Genomic DNA, 16,782 nt, shown 5'->3' with positions numbered 1-16,782 from the left:
GGTGCCCCCCCTGCCCCGCCTCGTGGTCATCACGGACTGGCGGCTGCCCCGGGCGCGGTTGCTCACCGCGCTGGAGCGGGCGCTGGAGGCGGGGCCGGAGGTCGCCGTGCAGCACCGTCACCCGGAGGCTTCCGGGCGGCTGTTCCTGGAGGAGGCGCGGCTTCTGGCGGAGGTGTGCCGGGGCCGCGCGCTGTTCGTGAACGGGAGGCTGGAGGTCGCGCTGCTCGTGGGCGCGCACCTGCACCTGCCCGCGTCGGGCCCTTCTCCTCGCGACGTGCGTCCGTTCCTGTCCCCGGACCGGCTCGTCAGCGTGGCGGTGCATGACGCTCGCGAGGCGGAAGGAGCGGTGGGCGCGGACCTGGCGCTGGTGAGCCCCGTGTTCGCTCCGGGCTCCAAGCCCGGGGACACGCGCGACACGCTGGGGCCTCATGGGTTCAGGGGACTCGCGGAGCGGCTGCCCTGCCCTGCCCTGGCGCTGGGCGGGATGACGCCGGAGCGGGCCCGGGAGGTGCCGGGGGCCTGGGGTGTCGCGGTCATCTCCGCCGTGCTGGAGGCGGAGGATCCGCGCGCGGCGGCGCGGGCGTTGCTGGACGCGCGAGCTTGAGGCAGCGCTATGCTGCGCGGCCGTGACGCCCTCCCCGACCTCCGTTGAGCTGCGCCCGCTGGCCATTGGAGAAATCATCGACCGGGCCGCGACGTTCTGGCGCGCGCACCTGAAGCCCCTGTTCGTGCTGTGCCTGGGCTTCGACCTGCTCAACTACATCGCGGTCAAGGCGTTCACCGTGGTGATGGCGCGCACGGTGGGAGCGCTGCCTGGCCTTGGCGGGGCTCCCTCGGGCACGGACCCCTCGCAGGCGCTGACCCAGTCCGGCATCGCGCTGGGTCTGATGCTCGTGCTGTACGTGTTCCTCATCTGGAACTTCTGGGTCGCCACCACGGCGGCGGCCCGGTACGTGGTGCCCGCGCGGCTGGGGGAGCCGGTGCGTCCCTCGGAAGGCCTGCGCCGGGCGGTGTCGCGTCTGGGGACGCTGACCGCGACGTATCTCCTGTCGCTCGTGTGGTCCGTGGGCGTGACGCTCGTGCTGTGCCTGCCGGGCTCCGTCGTCATGGGGCTGGGGGTGGTCGCGGCCGTCACCGGCAAGGGCTCGGGCGGCAGCACGGTGGTGAGCGTCGCGCTGATCATCATCGGCGCGATCGTGCTGGGCCTGGGCGCGCTGGCGGCGATCCTCTGGTACTTCCTGCGCTTCATGCTCCTGCCTCCCGTGCTGGCCATGGAGGACGTGGGCGCGTGGGAGGCCTTCAAGCGCTCCGGGGCCCTGCTGAAGGGCCGCGTCGAGCCGGGCTTCATGGGCCGGGGCACCGTGCGGGCCATGGTGCTGTCCACGGTGGTGGGCGGCATCCTCATCGCGGTGAGCCTGGTGTCGGGGCTGCCCGCGTGGATCGTCCGGCTGGCCTATGGCGGCAACTTGTTGGATCCGGCGGCGCAGGCGGCCATTCCGCAGGCGCTGCTCGTCCCCGCGGAGTTGTTGCAGGTAGTGGGGCAGTCCTTCTTCACGCCGCTGAGCTTCGTGGTGTCCGCGTTCTTCTACGTGGACATGCGCGTGCGCCGCGAGGGCCTGGACCTGGAGCGGCGGATCGCGACCGCGGAGCCGGCGACGCCGTCCCCCTGACCTCCCGTGCCCGCCCTGCCCCTGCTCCTCCTGCTGGCTGCCCTGCCCCCGTGCGCGGACCGGGAGGCCGTGTCGCGCCGGCTCGAGGACACGGCGCGCTCGCGGCCTGACGCGTTCAACGCGGAGGTGAACCGGCTGGTGGAGGCGCTGGAGGGCGTCCCCCTGCCGCCAGGAACCTCCGGACAGACGCCGCCCGACCGGGCCCGGCAGCTCTCCGTCTATCTGGAGGCCGTGTGCGCCCTGGACGCGGAGCCCGCGGTGTCTCCCGGCGTGACAAGCGAACCGGAGCGGCTGCGCGCCATCCTCGACCGGCCGGAGTTCGCGAGGGCCCGGCAGCGCAACAGCGACCTGCTGACGCGCCTGTTGCACGAGCTTCAGAACTGGCTGGAGGGCCTCTTCGAATCGCGCGGCGCGCAGGGCTTCGCGGTGGCGACGCGCGCGGTGATGCTGGGCCTGGCGTTGGCGGTGGTGCTGTTCGGTGTGCTGCGGGTTCGCTGGCGCCGCAACCGGAAGGCAGTCACCACGCCGGGTGTGGAAGGTGAAGCCGCGCCTCTTGAGCTGGACACGCCTGGAGAACACCTGGGCCGGGCGCGCACCGCGCTGGAGACGGAGGACGCGCGCGAGGCCATCCGCGAGGGACTGCTGGGCCTGCTGTCCACGCTGGAGCAGCGCAAGCTGGCGCGGCCGGACCGCGTGAAGACAAACCGCGAGCTCGCCGCGGAGCTGCCCTCTAGAGGCGCCCCCGCGCGCGTGACGGGTGAAGTGGAACGGCTGGTGGGCTGGTACGACCAGGCCTTCTATTCACTGGAGCCGGTGTCGCGCGAAGAGGCCACTCGCTTCGTGGAGTCCGTGGAGCAGTTGCACGGCTCGCTCGCGGAGGGCCGGCCGTGAGGAACGCGCGCGTCGCGGTCGTCCTGGGGTTGATGATCGCCGTGGCGCTGGCCGTGGGCCTGGCCTCGCATGAGGCCCCGCCGGACTCGCCTGTTCCGTCCATCTCGAACCCGGGCCCTCTGGGGCTCAAGGCCTTGTTTGTCTATCTGCAGGAACGTGGACGGGACGTCAGCGCGCAGACGTCGTCCCTGGAGTCCATTCCTTCCGGCACTCGCACGCTGATCATCGCCGCGCCCCAGGCCCAGCCCATCACCAAGGAAGAGGTCTCCTCACTGGAGCGCTTCGTCCGGGGCGGCGGAACGCTCGTGTACCTGTCGCCTCACGCGCTGGGCATCCACCAGCCCGGCATGGAGGAGTGGCTGCACATCGTCTCGGGCGCGCTGCCCGGCACGAACCACCAGGGCCTGGCCTCCGAATGGGTAGACCCCGCCGGCGTCACCGTGGACGTGTGGCTGCCCGCGGGCCCGCTGCGAGACCTGTCCCTCTTGCGCGTGGCCCGGGACCGGAGCCTGCGCATGGAGCACGAGGACGCCGTGCCTCTGGCGGGCCTGGGCGGCGCGGGCGTGGTGTGGCGCTGGGGACTGGGCCAGGGCGAGGTCTACGTCACCGCCGGCCCGGACCTCGCGGAGAACCGGCGCCTGGAACTGCTCGACAACCTTCGCTTCTGGGATGCGCTCGCCGCGCGCGGGCCCCTGCGCTTCGACGAGTTCCACCACGCCGTCGTCACCCGCCCTCCCCTGTCCCAGGGACTCTGGGTCTTCATCGCGCAGAGCCTCGCCGTGGGGCTCGTCTACGTCATCTCCCGAGGCACCCGCTTCGGCGCGCCCCGGCCCGTGCGCGTGGAGCGGCACCGCTCGTCTCGCGAGTACGTGCGCTCCCTGGGCTGGCTCATGCGCCGCGCGAAGGTGGAGGCGGAGCTGCTGCCGGAGCTCGACACGGGCCTGCGCCGCCTGATGCACGAGCGCCTGGGCATCGCCCCCTCCCTGCCGGACGCGGAGGCCGCGCGCCTCCTGGAGGAGACCTGCGGCGTGCCCGCGCGCGACTACCTGGACGCGAAGGAGGACCTCGTGCGCACGCGCGAGAAGACTCCCATCCGCCCCGCGGACTACACCCGCCTCGCGCGCCGCTACGCCCTCCTGGAGCGCCGCGTGACGGGCCGCGCGGGTGGCCTCCAGGAATGACGAAGGCGCGGTGCCCGGGGCGCTCGCACGCTCCGGACCCGCGCCCTCCTGCCGCCCGACGGACCTACAGCTTCTTGCCCGCCGCGAGCATGGCCTCACCCACGTGCTGGCGGATCTCCGCCACGCGGGCCTCCCAGCTCTCGTGGAAGATCTTCTCCGCGCGCTCCCGGTTCGGGCCCGGGTTGTCCGCCAGCGCCGCGTTGACCTGCTTCACGTAGTCCTCCGGCGTGGTGGCGATGCGGCACAGGCCCACCTTGCGGACCTCCGGCAAATCAGACGACACCACCGGCAGGCCGGACGCCAGGTACTCGCGCACCTTCAGCGGGTTGGAGTTGAGCGTCAGCTCGTTGATGACGAACGGGTTGAGCGCCACGTCGAACGCCTTGTTGTAGCCCGGCAGGTCCGCGTACGGCTTGCGGCCCAGCATGTGGATGTTGGGCACCGCGCGCAGACGGCTGTCGTCGCAGTCCGGCGTCGTCTTGCCCACGATGACCACCGAGCCCTCCGGGTGCGCCTTCGCGCACGCGATGATGGCGTCCTGATCAATCCAGTCCGCCACCAGGCCGAAGAAGCCGATGATGGGCTTGGGCAGCTTCGCGATGTCCTCCGGAATCTTCGTGGCCGGGTCGCACGCCTTCACGAAGTGCGAGAAGTCCGTGCCGTGGCGCACCAGCACCGTGCGCGGGTTGAGGCGCTTCTTGTTCTCATACAGGCGCTCCGCGGACGTGATGCACATGTCCGCGCGGCGCAAGAGGCGCTCCTCCAGCTCCGCGATGTGCTTGCCGTTCGTGTCGCTGAACGCGGAGAACTCGTCCACGCAGTGGTACACGACGAAGTCCTCGCCCAGCGTGCCGGACACCGGCGCGGACGCGGGCAGGAAGCTCCAGGAGATGGGGCGCTCGAACTTCAGCTGCTTCATCGCGCGCAGCACCTGGAGCCGCAGCAGGTGGCGGTTCGCCTGGCGCACCGTCTCCGAGCCGTAGAACGGAATCGCCAGCGGCGCCAGCACGTGCAGGTTGGGCTCCACCTCGCGGATGCCCTGGGTGAACGTCTTCAGCTTCTTGATGATCCGCTGCGCGTCGTGCGCGTTCGCCTTGGGCGCGCGGTTGCCAATGCTGTTCACCCACAGCACGCGGTTGTCCCGCGAGAGGATCCGCATGATGTGGACCTTCGACAGCGGATCCCCGTCCCAGTCGTTGGAGAACACCACCAGGTCCCGCCCGCGAAGGGCCCGCTTCGACAAGTCCATCTCTTCACTGCGCCGCATCGTCCACTCCTGAAGTCAAAAGTTCAGTGCTGAAGTCCCTGAAGCGCGCCTTGCGTCTCCGAAGGCGCCCCACCCGTCCCCACTCCGTCACGCCGCGTTCACGGTTCCTGCACCTGCCATGCCGGACGGCATCAACCCCGCGTACACGTCCAGCAACACCGGCCCCACGTCCGGGGCCATCACCTTCGCCGGGCCCGCGGCCAGCGCGTCGCGCACCGCCTGCGCCAGCGAGCGCTCGTCCCCGGCCTTGAACAACCGCGTCCCCTCCGGCCGCGCGCACACGTCGCTGGCCACGCACGGCACGCCCAGGGCCAGCGCCTCGCGCACGGAGATGGAGTCCCCGTCGTGCGTCGTGGGCCGGATGAACACGTCGCTCCGGGACAGCAGCCCCAGCGCCTTCGCGTGCTCCAGCTCGCCCAGGTCCTCCAGGAGCCCCGCCACGCCCAGCTCGCGCGCGTCGCGGATGAATTCTTCGGAGCGCGTGCCCGGACCGAACAGCGCCAGCCCCACGCCCGGGTGCGTCTCCGCCACCTGCTTCAGCGCGCGGAACATCTGCTTGCGCCCATAGACAGGTGACGGGTGGTGCGCCATCGCGAGCAGCGGGCTGCGCCGGGCCCGCGCGGCCTCCACCTCCGGCGTCACCGGACCGGGCCGCACCTGCGAACCGCAGAAGGCCGGATGCACCAGGACCTTCTCCTCCGGCACGCCGCACGCGACCACCGCGTCGCGCACCGCCGGGGAGACGGCAATCACCCGCGCGTAGCCTGCCAGCGCCGTGCGCGCGAACACGCGCCGGGACTGCGACTCCGCCAGGTAGTCCGGAATCAACCCGGAGTGCAGCGTGATGACGCGCGGCGAGCGCGGTCCGGGCATGGTGCCCACCAGCGCCGCCAGCACCCACGCCTTCGGGTTGTTGCCGCTGGTGTGCAGGTGGACCGTCCAGCCCGCGGAGGTGAATCCCGCGAGCCGCAGGCCGAAGGCGGCGGCGCCGTTGACAGGAAGGACGTCCGGAGCCGGCCGGCCACCCTTCCCGATATCGAGCACCTTCGCTTCGACCCCGCGGTCGCGCAGAAATTGATGGAGTTGACGGACGTGGATGGCCACGCCCCCGTACGGCGGCGGGTAGTCCCCGACGAGCAGCACGCGCATGAAGGAAGCCCTCTTCGTGAACGAAGCGAAGTGCCTAGCGCGCGGACGCCTGCGCCGAGGGACGGGGAACCTGGGTCAGCTTCGGCGGCGTGCGCGCGGGCAGGAGTCCCATCTCACGCTGGTACGTGGTGAGCGGATCCGCGTCCTGACGGATGACCTTCGCGGGAACGCCCGCGACCACCGCGCCCGAGGGCACGTCCTTCACCACGACGGCGTTCGCGCCAATCACCGCGAAGTCGCCCACGTGGATGTTGCCCAGCACCTTGGCGCCCGCGCCGATGCGCACGTAGTCGCCAATCACCGGCGCGCCCTCCAGGCCGGAGCGCCCGCCAATGGTGACCTGCTGCGAGATGAGGACGTGACGGCCCACCTTCGCCGCCTTGTGGATGACCACGCCGATGCCGCCGTAGCCCAGCTGGGTGCCTTCGCCCAGCTCCGCGTCCTCGGGGATGTAGGAGCTGTGCAGGTAGTAGATGGCCTTGCGCAGCACGGCCGGCAGCAGCGGAACCCCGCGCTTCTTCAGCCCGTGAGCCACCCGGTACAACGTCATCGCGTCGAATCCCATCACGCCTCTCCTCGCCCTCACCCGAACTCCGTTGCGCCCGGAAGGTAGGTACCCACGCGTGGGGAGGGAAGTGCCCCCCACGCGTGCGGTACCCGACGGTGGATCAGCCCGCCCGCCGGGGACGCAGGGACTGCAGCGCGCTCCACGGGCGAACGCCTTGCGCATACAGGCCCACCACGTACCCAATGACGAAGAGCAGCCCCGCCACCGCCAGCGGCAGCACCCGCCACAGGAAGCCCGCCGGCAGGTTCACCCACGTGTCGTGCACGCCGGAGCGAAGCAGGAAGATGCTCCCGCCCGCCGCGACCGCCGCCAGCGACGCCTGGCCCAGCTCCCGCCACGGGATGACGTCCTTGAGCCCCAGCTTGCGCTCGGGCGTGGACAGCGCCCTGGGCACGCGGATGAGCAGCATCCCCTTGCCCACCATCTCCGCCAGCGCCCAGGACGCGATGCCGCCCATCATCCCGAAGTGCTTCACGCCGAACCACAGGAGCGGCACCGTCACCACCGCCTTCACCAGGTACGAGGCGAAGATGGCCCGCGTCTGCCCCCGGGCCCGCAGCGTCCCGTCCATGGGGAGGATGGACAGCACCACGCCCAGCACGCTCACCCGGAAGATGGGGACCGCGGGCAGGAACTTCTGGCCGAACATGGCCCCCACGAACTCCGGCGCCGCCGCGAAGAGGAACGCCGCGAAGGGCAGGAACACGTACGCCAGCTTGCCGGCCGCCTCCCGGAAGGCCTCCACGCCCTCCTCCAGCCGGCCCTCGCGCTCCAGTTCGCCCAGGCGCACCATCAGCACCTCGCTGGTGGGCGTGTAGAGCAGGTCCACCACCGGCAGCTGGAAGCAGCCCACCCGGTAGAGCGCGTACACCGCGGGGGCCACCACGCCCGCCACTGCGTACATGTGCGCGTTCTGCTGGGGGATGGCCAGGCACATCGCGGCACCGAACGGCGCCGCGTACACCAGCTGCTCCTTGAACAGCTTCCAGTCCACCAGCGGACCGGTGGAGCCGCGCAGCGACACCACCCAGGTGGCCACGTAGCGCAGGCCCGCGAAGCAGGCCACGGCGATCATCATCCCGTGCAGGGAGAAGCCCAAGAGCGGCGGCAGCACCATCACGCCGGAGCGCACCGCGTCCGACGCCAGGTACACCACCGCGGACGCCTTCGTCTTGCCCTGGCTGGTGAGCGAAATCTCCAGCGGGTAGCTGCCCAGGAAGAACGCGGTGTAGGCCGCCAGCGCCGCGCGGTGATCCATCAGCGCCGGGTTGTTGAAGTAGGCCGCGACATGGCCCAGGAAGAACCACACCAGCCCCGCGGCCACCACGCCCGCGCCCGTGACGAAGAGCAGCGCATGGCCCAGGTAGGGCCGCTTCGCCTCCGCGCGGGGCAGGAAGTAGTAGAGGCTCTGCGCCACGCCGAACGGCAGCACGTACGACAGCGTCGTGGCGATGAGGAACAGCTGGTAGTAGGTGCCGTACTCGTCCAGGTGCAGCACCCGGGCGAGCACGAGCGGAATGGACAGCGTCAGCCCGGCGGTGAACAACCGGGCCAACACCAACGGGCCGGCCCGTCCCAGGAAGGACGCGGCCGGCTTGGGTGACGCACTCACTGGAGCTCCTCCGGCTTCGCCGCCTCCGGGGCAAGGGCCACGTTCGGCGCCACCACGACCTGCGCACCCGTCACCGCGGCCGCAACCCGGGGGTCCGTCACGAGCACCGGAGCTGTCACGTCCACGACTTCCACCGGCGTCGCCTTGGCGAGCGCTGCCTCTGCGGCGGCCGCCTCCTGGACCAGGATGTTGGGGGCGCCAGCGACGGCCTGGGACAGGATGTGCGGGCGGTGGCCCAGCACCGGGTGGCTCATGCCCAGCACGCCGAAGCAGTCATCGAACTGGCACACCGTGAGCGACGACGAGTAGTCCCCCATCATCCCCAGGCTGAAGTTCTCCCACATCACCTTGCGCTTGAGGGCGAACGGGTCGCCGCCCACGCGGTTGGGCAAATCCTCCGTGGTGACGCCCGAGCGGAAGCCGTTCGCCTGGAGCACGCGGATCATCTCATCCGAGTACCAGCCGTTGCAGTACGCGAAGTCCTTCACCTGGACGCCGACCTCGCGCTCGATGGTCTGCTTGGACTCGACGATCTCCTTCTCCACGACGGACGTGGGCTCCAGCGTCAGCACCGTGTGGCCCAGCGTGTGCGCGCCGAACTCGAAGCCGTCGCGCGCCATCTGGCGCACCTCGTCCCAGTTCATCACGTCGCCCTGCTCGGGCATCAGGTCCGAGCCGCCGCCCAGCTGCTGCTCCAGCGCGTCGATGATGCCGGTGAGCACGCGCGTGGGGTGCTCGCCAATGAAGTCGTCCAGCGCCGCGGACGTCGTCTTCTGCCCGGAGAGGATGGGCCCCAAGAGCTGCACGGACGGGCCGGGCATGGTGCTGTAGTCCGGACGGAAGCGGCGCTCCTGCACGCAGCGCAGCAGGTGGAACAGCCGGTCGTGGTTGAAGCGCTTGTCCGTGTTGATGAAGGCGGTGGGCAGATAGGTGATGGCCGGCACGCCCATCTGCTTCAGCACCGGGTACGCGTACCGGTACACGTCGCGGTAGCCGTCATCGAACGTCACCACGAACAGGTCCTTCTTCGCCGTGCGCCGGCCCGCCATCACGTCCACCGCGTCGCCCAGGCTCGCCAGTTCGAAGCCCGCGGCGTGCGCCTGCTCCAGGTGGCGACGGAACGTCTCCTGGGAGATGAGCAGCCCCGGGATGGAGCGCTGCAGCTCCCCGGTGAAGTCGCTCACCACGCGGTGGTAGCTCACGATGAGGATGCGCCGGCCCCCCGACTGCGAACGGCGGTACGCCGCCATCGCCTTGCGCACCCCGCTGTAGTGGAGGAATCCCGCCGCCGCCGCCTTCGCCGCCCGCCGCAACACCTTCCCAGCCATCACGCCTCCCTCGCGGCTTTCGCCGTCTGCCCGCTCCCCCCATTGGAACGAGCCCCGGCCCGCGTGACTGCATGCTGGATGCCAGGGCAGCCAGGTGCTCGAAACCCCTCGTAACCCTGGGAAACCCCGTGCCCCGGAGGGCAGGAAGGCCTCTGTAGGGGTCGTACCTGGGTGTACCAGGGCAGTCGGGCGCCCACCCATGGCGAAAACCTTTCAGTCCCCCGCCGGAAGCGACGGAAGAAGCAGGCGTAAAAACTTCTTGTCCTCGTGCGAGCGACCCCGGGGGTTTCACTGGTGAACAGGCGCTTTTAAGGCTACGAAACGGCCCGCCGATGCCCCCTCTCCCCTCTGGATCAGCGCCCGCGATCGCCCTCCACGACGTGAGCAAGCGCTATGGGCGTCGGTGGGCGCTGGCGCGGCTCACCTACGCCCTGCCCGCCGGCCGTTCCCTGCTGCTCACCGGCCACAACGGCTCCGGGAAGACGACGCTCCTGCGCCTCATCGCCACCGCGCTCGGGCCCACCGCGGGCCGCGTGGAGGTGCTGGGCCGGGACGCCGTGAAGGACCGTGACTCGGTGCGCCGAGACGTGGCGCTCCTGTCCCACGCCAGCTTCCTCTATGAGGATCTCACCGCGCAGCAGAACCTGATGGTGCTGGGGCGCCTGTTGGGCGTGGACGCGCCCCAGGACGTCGCGGACGCGCTGCTCAACCGGGTGGGCCTCAACCGCCGCACGGACAGCCCGGTGCGAGGCTTCAGCGCGGGCATGCGCAAGCGCCTGGCCATCGCGCGGCTCCTGATGAAGGCCCCGGCCCTGGCGCTCCTGGACGAACCCTTTGGCGAATTGGACCCACAGGGCATCCAGGACATGGAGGGCGTCATCGCGGAGCTGAAGGCCGGTGGAACGACGGTGGTCCTGGCCACGCACCTCATCGAACAGGGCCTGAGCCTGTGCGAGGAGCGGCTGCACCTGCAGGACGGCCGGGCGGTGGTGGCATGAGCGCGCCGAAGCCGAGGCGTTCCCCGGGCCTGCTGGCGACGACGCTCGTCCTGCTGCGCAAGGACCTGCTCATTGAATGGCGCACCCGCGCGCGGCTCAACGCGCTGGTGTTCTTCGCCATGGCCACGCTGCTGCTCTTCTCCTTCGCGCTGGGCCCGGACACGAAGCTCTTGGAGCGCAACGCGGGCGGCTACCTGTGGCTGGCCATCCTCTTCGCCAGCGTGCTGTCCCTGGGCGAGTCCTTCCGTGTCGAGACGGAGAACGCCTGCCTGGACGGCGTGCGGCTGGCCCCGGCGGACGCGCGCGCCATCTTCCTGTCCAAGGCACTGGGCAACGCCCTGCTGCTCCTGGCCCTGGCCGTGGTGCTGGTCCCCGTGATGGTGGCCCTGTACGGGGTGCGCATCGTCACCGGGGTCGGTGACCTGGCGGGCATCCTGGTCCTTGGCAGCCTGGCGCTCAGCGCCCCGGGGACCGTCTACGCGGCCATCTCCAGCAATGCGCGGGCCCGGGATGTGCTGCTGCCTCTGCTATTGTTCCCGCTCGTCATCCCGGCCCTCCTGTCCGCTGCCAAGGGGACCACGCTCGTACTCCAGGGTGACCCGATGCAGCAGCTGGGCTCATGGCAGGGGCTGCTGCTGGGGTTCAATCTGATTTACTGGGGCGTAGGCTTCGTGCTGTTCCCCCGCGTCATCGAGGACTGAAGGATGAACAAGTTCGTCAAGTTTGGCTTGCCGGCGCTGACGCTGGCACTGCTGGGCGCGGGCTGGTGGCTGGGCCTCGCGTGGGCGCCGCCGGACCGCGAGATGGGCGAAGTGCAGCGCATCATGTACGTCCACGTGCCGCTCCAGTGGATGGCCATGATGGCCATGTTCATCAACTTCGTGGCCGCGGTGACGTACCTCATGCGTCAGTCGTGGAAGACGGACGCGATGGCGGAGGCCTCCGCGGAGGTCGGCCTGCTCTTCGGCACGCTGGGCATGATCACCGGCTCCATCTGGGGCCGCCCGACCTGGGGCGTTTACTGGTCGTGGGATCCGCGCCTGACGTCGGAGGCCATCCTGCTGGTGTCCTACACGGGCTACCTGGTGCTGCGTCGCTTCGTGGAAGACCCGGAGAAGCGCGCGGTGTGGAGCGCGGTGGTGGCCATCATCGGAGCCATCAACCTGCCCATCGTGTGGTTCTCCGTCCGCTGGTGGCGCAGCCTCCACCAGGTGCAGTCCAGCCCCAAGACGGTGGATCCGCAGATGGTGCTGCCCTTGCGCGTGTCCGCGTTCGGCATGCTGGCGCTGCTCATCCTCTTCATGGTGCACCGCTACCGCATCGCGCTCGCGGAGCGGAAGGCGGAGGTGGCGCTGCCGGAGGCGCTGCCCACGGATGACCCCGCGCTGCGCGCATCCCATTCCTCGAAGGTGGCCTGAACATGACCTCGCTGACGTCTTTGATGCTGCTGGCCCAGGTGGGCAGCGGCCGGCTCCAGGGCGGCTGGGGCTATGTGTGGGCCTGCTACGGCATCTCCGTGGCCGCCTTCGTGCTCTACTCTGCGTCCCTCTGGGCGCGCCGTCCCCGCGCCACCGACTCGAAGGAGTGAGCCCATGACGCCCGTCAACCGCAACCGTCTCATCGCGCTGGGAGCCCTGCTCTTCGCCGGCGCTGGCCTGGGCTTCATCGCCTTTGGCAACATCGGGGACAACCTCGTCTATTACTGGAGCCCGTCGGAGCTGCTCTCCAACGGGGACAAGGCCTACACGGCCACCATCCGCCTGGGCGGCGTGGTGCAGCCGGGCAGCATCCAGTGGAACGAGGGCCACACCACGCTGGACTTCCGCGTGGCGGACGGCCCGGACGCGGACGCCAAGAGCGTGCACGTGCGCTCGCTGGAGACGCCCCCGCAGATGTTCCGCGAGAAGATCGGCGTCGTGGTGGAGGGCACCTACGACAAGTCCGGCGTCTTCACGTCGAACCGGCTGATGGTGAACCACTCCAACGAGTACCGCGCGCCCAAGGAAGGCGAGGAGCCGCGCAAGTGGCAGGACACGCTGGCTGAAGGCGCGACCACCGCGACCGCGACGCCGCCGGGGGCGCCGTGAACGGAATGCTGGGCTATGGGCTGGTCCTCGCGGGCCTGGCCTTCGCTGCGTTCGGCGCCATCCTGGGCCTGGTGGGCGGCATGCGCCGCAACGACGCCAGCTACCCCTGGGTGCTGCGCGCGGTGTGGGGCTTCGCCGCGTGCATGGTCGGCAGCAACCTGGTGATGGTGGAAGCGCTCATCAACCACGACTTCAGCGTGAAGTACGTGGCCCAGGTGGGCAGCCGCGCCACGCCGCTCATCTACACCATCGTGTCGCTGTGGAGCGCGCTGGAGGGGTCCATCCTCTTCTGGGGCCTCATCATGGGCGTGTACCTGGCGGCGTTCGCCTTCGTGCACCGCAAGGAGCACGCGCGCTACATGCAGCTGGCGCTGGGCACCATGCTGGCCGTGGGCGTCTTCTTCGCGTTCCTCATCGCGGGCCCCGCCAACCCCTGGGGCGCCGTGTCGCCGGTGCCGGCGGACGGTCCGGGCCCCAACCCGCTTTTGCAGAACCACTTCCTGATGATCATCCACCCGCCCATGCTCTACGCGGGCTACGTGGGCATGACGGTGCCGTTCGGCGTCGCCGTGGCGGGCCTGCTGCGCGGGGAGATTGGTGAAGCGTGGATGGCGCCCCTGCGGCGCTGGACGCTCATCGCGTGGATGTTCCTCACGCTGGGCATCGTGCTGGGCTCGTGGTGGGCGTACGCCGTGCTGGGCTGGGGCGGTTACTGGGCGTGGGACCCGGTGGAGAACGCGTCCTTCCTGCCGTGGCTGACCGCGACGGCGTTCATGCACTCCACCATGGTGCAGGAGCGTAAGCGGATGCTGAAGCTGTGGACGCTGAGCCTCGCGCTCGCGTCGTTCGTGCTCACCATCCTGGGCACGTTCATGACCCGCTCCGGCATCTTCAACTCGGTGCACTCGTTCACCCAGTCGGACATCGGGCCCACGTTCCTGGTGTTCATCGCCATCCTGCTGGTGGTGTGCATTGGCCTTTTGGCCACGCGCGGCCACCTGCTGGCGCCGGAGGGCCGGCTCTCTTCGATGATGTCGCGCGAGGCGAGCATCCTGGTGAACAACCTGGTGTTCGTGGCCATCACCTTCACGGTGCTCCTGGGCACGCTCTACCCGCTGGTGTCGGAGGCCGTGCGCGGCATCCGCGTGAGCGTGGGCGAGCCGTACTTCAACAAGATGGCGGTGCCGGGCGGCATCGCGGTGCTCTTCCTCATGGGCGTGGGCCCGGTGCTGCCGTGGGGCACGCCGGACAAGGCCACGCTGCGCCGCCAGTTCATCATCCCCGCGGCGGTGGGCGTGGTCATCACCATCGCCTGCTACGCGGCGGGGCTTCGCGGCGTGTATCCGCTGCTCACGTTCGGCCTGGGCGGCTTCGTCACCGTCATCACGCTGCGCGAGCTGGTGGTGCCGGTGCGCGTGCGCATGACGGAGCGCAAGGAAGGCTTCGTCACGGCGGTGGCCACGGCCACGAGCAAGGCGCGCCGGCGCTTCGGCGGCTACGTGGTGCACCTGGGCATCGTCATCATCATCGTCGCCGTGGCGGCCTCCAGCGCGTACGTGAAGCACACGTCCGGCACGCTGAAGAAGGACGGCACCATGATGCTGGACGGCTACCAGCTGAAGTACCTGGGCCTGTCCAGCGGCGAGGAGCCGCACCGCACCTACGTCGCCGCGCGCCTGGAGGTGACGGCGCCCAACGGCTCGGTGTCGGAGCTGCGCCCGCGCATGAACTACTACGAGCGCAGCACGGACCCCGTGGGCACGCCCGCGGTGCGTGAGTCGCCGAAGGAGGACCTGTACATCTCGCTGATGGCCTTCAGCGAGACGACGGGCACGGCGAGCTTCAACGTCTGGGTGTTCCCGCTGGTGGGATGGATCTGGTACAGCCTGCCGCTGCTGCTGTTGGGCACGCTCATTGCCGTGTGGCCCTCTCGCAAGGCGGCGGTGCTGCGCACGGACGCGGCGCCGGTGGGCGCGGCGCCTCCCCTTCCGGGCACGGACGCCGAGCGGGGTGCGGCATGAAGCGCTGGCGGCTTCCGCTGCTGTTCTCCGCGGTGGGCGCGGCGCTGCTCTTCGTGCTCTTCCAGGGCTTCGGAAGGGATCCGCACGAGGTGCCCTTCATGCTCAAGGGCGCGCCCGCGCCGGACTTCACGCTCAAGCCGCTGACCGGCGGCGACCCTGTGAAGCTGGCGGACCTGAAGGGCCGCCCGGTGGTCATCAACTTCTGGGCGTCGTGGTGCGGGCCCTGCAAGTACGAGCACCCGGTGCTCGAGTGGGGCGCGCGCGAGCTGGGCGCCCAGGCCGTCTTCATGGGCGTCGTCTTCGAGGACACCGAGCCCAACGCGCTCGACTTCCTGCGCCGCATGGGGGCCAGCTTCCCGCAGCTGATGGACGAGCGCTCGCGCATGGCCGTGGACTACGGCGTCGCGGGTGTGCCGGAGACGTACTTCATCGACGCGCAGGGCGTCATCCGCGGCAAGCACGTGGGGCCCATTGATCCGCAGACGCTGGCCACCCGGGTGAAGGAGCTGTCCCAGCCCGTGGCCGGAGCCACCGCGGAAGCGGCGCGGCCGGACTGAGTCAACACCGCCCGCTCGGAAGGCAGGCGCCCGGGAGCCCTCGAGAGGATCCCGGGCCCGCCTCGCGGGAGGTGTGGCATCCGTAGTAAGTCCCTGCTGTCGGCGTCGTGCGCGAGGGCTTCCCCCGGCCCCGCTCCAGCGAGGTGGACTTCCCATGCAGTGCCCCGAGTGCGGTGAGAGCGCGGCGGACGTCCGCCTGATGTACTGCGAGAACTGCGGCGCGAAGATGCCGGCCCGCCAGGTCCCGCCCCCGCGCGCCAGCAGCGTCCGGGGCCAGCAGCGCCCCAGCCGCCCCGCGTCCGAGCCGGCCTATGCGTCGGAGATTCTGGACGAGGAGGAGGACGCCCGGCCCGCTCGCGCTTCCGGGGCCCGGCAGCCGCCTCCAGACGCCTACGAGGACGAGGTGCCGTATGACGGCCCCCGCTGGCTGAAGGACGTACCGGGCCACTCCCAGAGCGTCGTGGGCGTGGGGCTCATCGTGTTCTCACTGGTGCTGTCCATCCTGCCGTTCTTCCCCAGCGTGGGCGTGCTGGGGACGCTGCTGACGCTGGTGGGCAGCGTGGCGCTCGTCGCGCGCGAGCTGCGCCGCGATGGCAACGCGCCGGGCTGGGTGGACTCCGTGCCGCTGGTGCTGATGCGGCCGGAGGTGCCCGCCGCGTTCACGCTGCTGCTGGTGGCGCTGTCCGTGCGGCTCCTGTCCGGGTTCAACCTGCTCATTCCCCTCTGGGCCGCGGGGACGGTGCTCATCGCCGTGGAGCAGTACCGGCTGGTCATCGCGGAGCCGGACGGCGTGGCCCGCGACTTCGACCTGCGCTCGCTCTTGCGCTTTCCCCGGGTGCTGGCGCTGGCGGGCGTGGGGGTGTGCGTGGTGGCGCTCTTCCTGCCCTGGGGCAAGGTGACGGCGGACGGCTCGCCCCTGCCGGACAACGCGCCGGTGCCGGGCGGCGTGCGCGGCGCCCCGCCGGAGCTGCGGGTGCTGCCCACGACGCGCCCCTCGGATGACTCGCTCTACAGCCTGGGGGGCGGTGTCGCGTCGCGCTCGGGGTGGGACCTGCCCTTGTCGGACCTGCCGCTGCTGGTGCTCCTGTCGGTGCTCGTGCTGGCGGCGCTGCGGCCGGACGTGGAGCGCCCGGCTTTGCTGCGCTGGGTGCCGGTGGGCGCGGTGAGCGTGAGCCTGCTCTGGGCGCTCGCGGGGGTGAAGCTGGCGGTGGGGCCCTTCGCGTTCCTCCTGGGCCTGGGGGCGGTGGGCTTCTTCGCCGTGCGCCACGCGCTGGGCCGTGACGAGCCGGAGGGCTTGCTGCCTCCCGAGGACGACCCGTACGACCCGGACCAGGACCTGGAGACCGAGCAGGACCCGGCGTACCGGGGCTGAGGCCTTCGAAAGTGCCACAGGGGGCTGCCCGGGCGGCGGGCGTGCGGCCCAGGATTCCCTGTGCAATACCCGTCAGGGGGC

General features: G+C 70.6%; 17 protein-coding genes. 12 read left to right on the top strand and 5 right to left on the bottom strand.

Features of this window, described 5'->3' with window-relative positions:
* The first annotated feature begins 1 nt into the window (after position 1).
* Genes D7X96_RS00740 through D7X96_RS00725 form a run of 4 tightly spaced genes read left to right on the top strand, consistent with a single transcriptional unit; the run spans position 2 to position 3,742 of the window.
* Entirely contained in the window at positions 2-604 is a 603-nt protein-coding gene (locus D7X96_RS00740; protein ID WP_121768734.1) for a thiamine phosphate synthase, read from the top strand.
* A gap of 22 nt (positions 605-626) precedes the next feature.
* The gene (locus D7X96_RS00735; protein WP_121768733.1) at positions 627-1,670 is read left to right on the top strand and encodes a hypothetical protein; all 1,044 of its coding nucleotides are present in this window, start codon (positions 627-629) and stop codon (positions 1,668-1,670) included.
* A gap of 6 nt (positions 1,671-1,676) precedes the next feature.
* Positions 1,677-2,561 (top strand): DUF4129 domain-containing protein, encoded by an 885-nt coding sequence (locus D7X96_RS00730; RefSeq protein ID WP_121768732.1) that lies wholly within the window; start codon positions 1,677-1,679, stop codon positions 2,559-2,561.
* Positions 2,558-3,742 carry a DUF4350 domain-containing protein gene (locus D7X96_RS00725; RefSeq protein WP_120548249.1) on the top strand — a complete coding sequence of 395 codons (1,185 nt, stop codon included), beginning with the start codon at positions 2,558-2,560 and terminating at the stop codon, positions 3,740-3,742. The genes D7X96_RS00730 and D7X96_RS00725 overlap by 4 nt, the downstream gene beginning before the upstream one ends.
* A gap of 64 nt (positions 3,743-3,806) precedes the next feature.
* Here D7X96_RS00725 and exoP read toward each other — a convergent pair whose 3' ends face one another.
* The 5 genes from exoP to exoL all read right to left on the bottom strand — a co-directional run bounded on the left by exoP (position 3,807) and on the right by exoL (position 9,588).
* Positions 3,807-5,009 (bottom strand): spore coat polysaccharide biosynthesis glycosyltransferase ExoP, encoded by a 1,203-nt coding sequence (gene exoP, locus D7X96_RS00720; RefSeq protein WP_120548248.1) that lies wholly within the window; start codon positions 5,007-5,009, stop codon positions 3,807-3,809.
* A gap of 87 nt (positions 5,010-5,096) precedes the next feature.
* Complete coding sequence (locus D7X96_RS00715) at positions 5,097-6,158, bottom strand: glycosyltransferase family 4 protein (RefSeq protein WP_120548247.1); 1,062 nt, start codon at positions 6,156-6,158, stop codon at positions 5,097-5,099.
* A 34-nt stretch (positions 6,159-6,192) separates the two neighbouring features.
* Complete coding sequence (locus D7X96_RS00710) at positions 6,193-6,723, bottom strand: serine O-acetyltransferase (RefSeq protein ID WP_120548246.1); 531 nt, start codon at positions 6,721-6,723, stop codon at positions 6,193-6,195.
* 103 nt (positions 6,724-6,826) lie between these two features.
* Positions 6,827-8,338 (bottom strand): oligosaccharide flippase family protein, encoded by a 1,512-nt coding sequence (locus tag D7X96_RS00705; protein WP_121724226.1) that lies wholly within the window; start codon positions 8,336-8,338, stop codon positions 6,827-6,829.
* Positions 8,335-9,588, bottom strand: coding sequence for a spore coat polysaccharide deacetylase ExoL (gene exoL, locus D7X96_RS00700; protein WP_244219403.1), 1,254 nt, complete (start codon positions 9,586-9,588; stop codon positions 8,335-8,337). The genes D7X96_RS00705 and exoL overlap by 4 nt, the downstream gene beginning before the upstream one ends.
* Positions 9,589-9,998: 410 nt before the next feature.
* Between exoL and ccmA the strand changes: the two genes are divergently transcribed.
* The 8 genes from ccmA (at position 9,999) to D7X96_RS00665 (ending at position 16,701) form a co-directional block, all read left to right on the top strand.
* Positions 9,999-10,664 carry a heme ABC exporter ATP-binding protein CcmA gene (ccmA, locus tag D7X96_RS00695; RefSeq protein ID WP_120548243.1) on the top strand — a complete coding sequence of 222 codons (666 nt, stop codon included), beginning with the start codon at positions 9,999-10,001 and terminating at the stop codon, positions 10,662-10,664.
* Positions 10,661-11,365, top strand: a complete 705-nt coding sequence (locus D7X96_RS00690; RefSeq protein ID WP_120548242.1) for a heme exporter protein CcmB — start codon at positions 10,661-10,663, stop codon at positions 11,363-11,365. Before ccmA ends, D7X96_RS00690 begins: the two co-directional genes overlap by 4 nt.
* Before the next feature lie 3 nt (positions 11,366-11,368).
* Positions 11,369-12,082, top strand: coding sequence for a cytochrome c biogenesis protein CcsA (ccsA, locus tag D7X96_RS00685; protein ID WP_120548241.1), 714 nt, complete (start codon positions 11,369-11,371; stop codon positions 12,080-12,082).
* Positions 12,083-12,084: 2 nt separating this feature from the next.
* Positions 12,085-12,252 carry a hypothetical protein gene (locus tag D7X96_RS40245; protein ID WP_167510780.1) on the top strand — a complete coding sequence of 56 codons (168 nt, stop codon included), beginning with the start codon at positions 12,085-12,087 and terminating at the stop codon, positions 12,250-12,252.
* A gap of 4 nt (positions 12,253-12,256) precedes the next feature.
* The gene (locus tag D7X96_RS00680) at positions 12,257-12,751 is read left to right on the top strand and encodes a cytochrome c maturation protein CcmE (RefSeq protein WP_120548240.1); all 495 of its coding nucleotides are present in this window, start codon (positions 12,257-12,259) and stop codon (positions 12,749-12,751) included.
* A complete protein-coding gene (locus D7X96_RS00675) occupies positions 12,748-14,772 on the top strand; it encodes a heme lyase CcmF/NrfE family subunit (RefSeq protein WP_121768731.1) in 2,025 nt (674 codons plus the stop codon). The genes D7X96_RS00680 and D7X96_RS00675 overlap by 4 nt, the downstream gene beginning before the upstream one ends.
* On the top strand, positions 14,769-15,329 hold the full coding sequence (locus D7X96_RS00670) for a TlpA family protein disulfide reductase (RefSeq protein WP_121768730.1): 561 nt from the start codon (positions 14,769-14,771) through the stop codon (positions 15,327-15,329). The genes D7X96_RS00675 and D7X96_RS00670 overlap by 4 nt, the downstream gene beginning before the upstream one ends.
* Before the next feature lie 154 nt (positions 15,330-15,483).
* Entirely contained in the window at positions 15,484-16,701 is a 1,218-nt protein-coding gene (locus D7X96_RS00665) for a zinc ribbon domain-containing protein (RefSeq protein ID WP_121768729.1), read from the top strand.
* Positions 16,702-16,782: the final 81 nt, after the last annotated feature.

Origin of the sequence: Corallococcus interemptor (genome assembly GCF_003668875.1) — a bacterium.
Classification (GTDB): Bacteria; Myxococcota; Myxococcia; order Myxococcales; family Myxococcaceae; genus Corallococcus; species Corallococcus interemptor.
This window is presented reverse-complemented; position numbering and strand designations above follow the sequence as displayed.

Bases quoted from the DNA above. Each gene is read 5' to 3' on its own strand.
- exoP (WP_120548248.1), bottom strand. From the start codon at position 5,009: ATGCGGCGCAGTGAAGAGATGGACTTGTCGAAGCGGGCCCTTCGCGGG.
- D7X96_RS00715 (WP_120548247.1), bottom strand. From the start codon at position 6,158: ATGCGCGTGCTGCTCGTCGGGGACTACCCGCCGCCGTACGGGGGCGTG.
- D7X96_RS00710 (WP_120548246.1), bottom strand. From the start codon at position 6,723: ATGGGATTCGACGCGATGACGTTGTACCGGGTGGCTCACGGGCTGAAG.
- exoL (WP_244219403.1), bottom strand. From the start codon at position 9,588: ATGGCGGCGTACCGCCGTTCGCAGTCGGGGGGCCGGCGCATCCTCATC.
- ccmA (WP_120548243.1), top strand. From the start codon at position 9,999: ATGCCCCCTCTCCCCTCTGGATCAGCGCCCGCGATCGCCCTCCACGAC.
- D7X96_RS00690 (WP_120548242.1), top strand. From the start codon at position 10,661: ATGAGCGCGCCGAAGCCGAGGCGTTCCCCGGGCCTGCTGGCGACGACG.
- ccsA (WP_120548241.1), top strand. From the start codon at position 11,369: ATGAACAAGTTCGTCAAGTTTGGCTTGCCGGCGCTGACGCTGGCACTG.
- D7X96_RS40245 (WP_167510780.1), top strand. From the start codon at position 12,085: ATGACCTCGCTGACGTCTTTGATGCTGCTGGCCCAGGTGGGCAGCGGC.
- D7X96_RS00680 (WP_120548240.1), top strand. From the start codon at position 12,257: ATGACGCCCGTCAACCGCAACCGTCTCATCGCGCTGGGAGCCCTGCTC.
- D7X96_RS00670 (WP_121768730.1), top strand. From the start codon at position 14,769: ATGAAGCGCTGGCGGCTTCCGCTGCTGTTCTCCGCGGTGGGCGCGGCG.
- D7X96_RS00665 (WP_121768729.1), top strand. From the start codon at position 15,484: ATGCAGTGCCCCGAGTGCGGTGAGAGCGCGGCGGACGTCCGCCTGATG.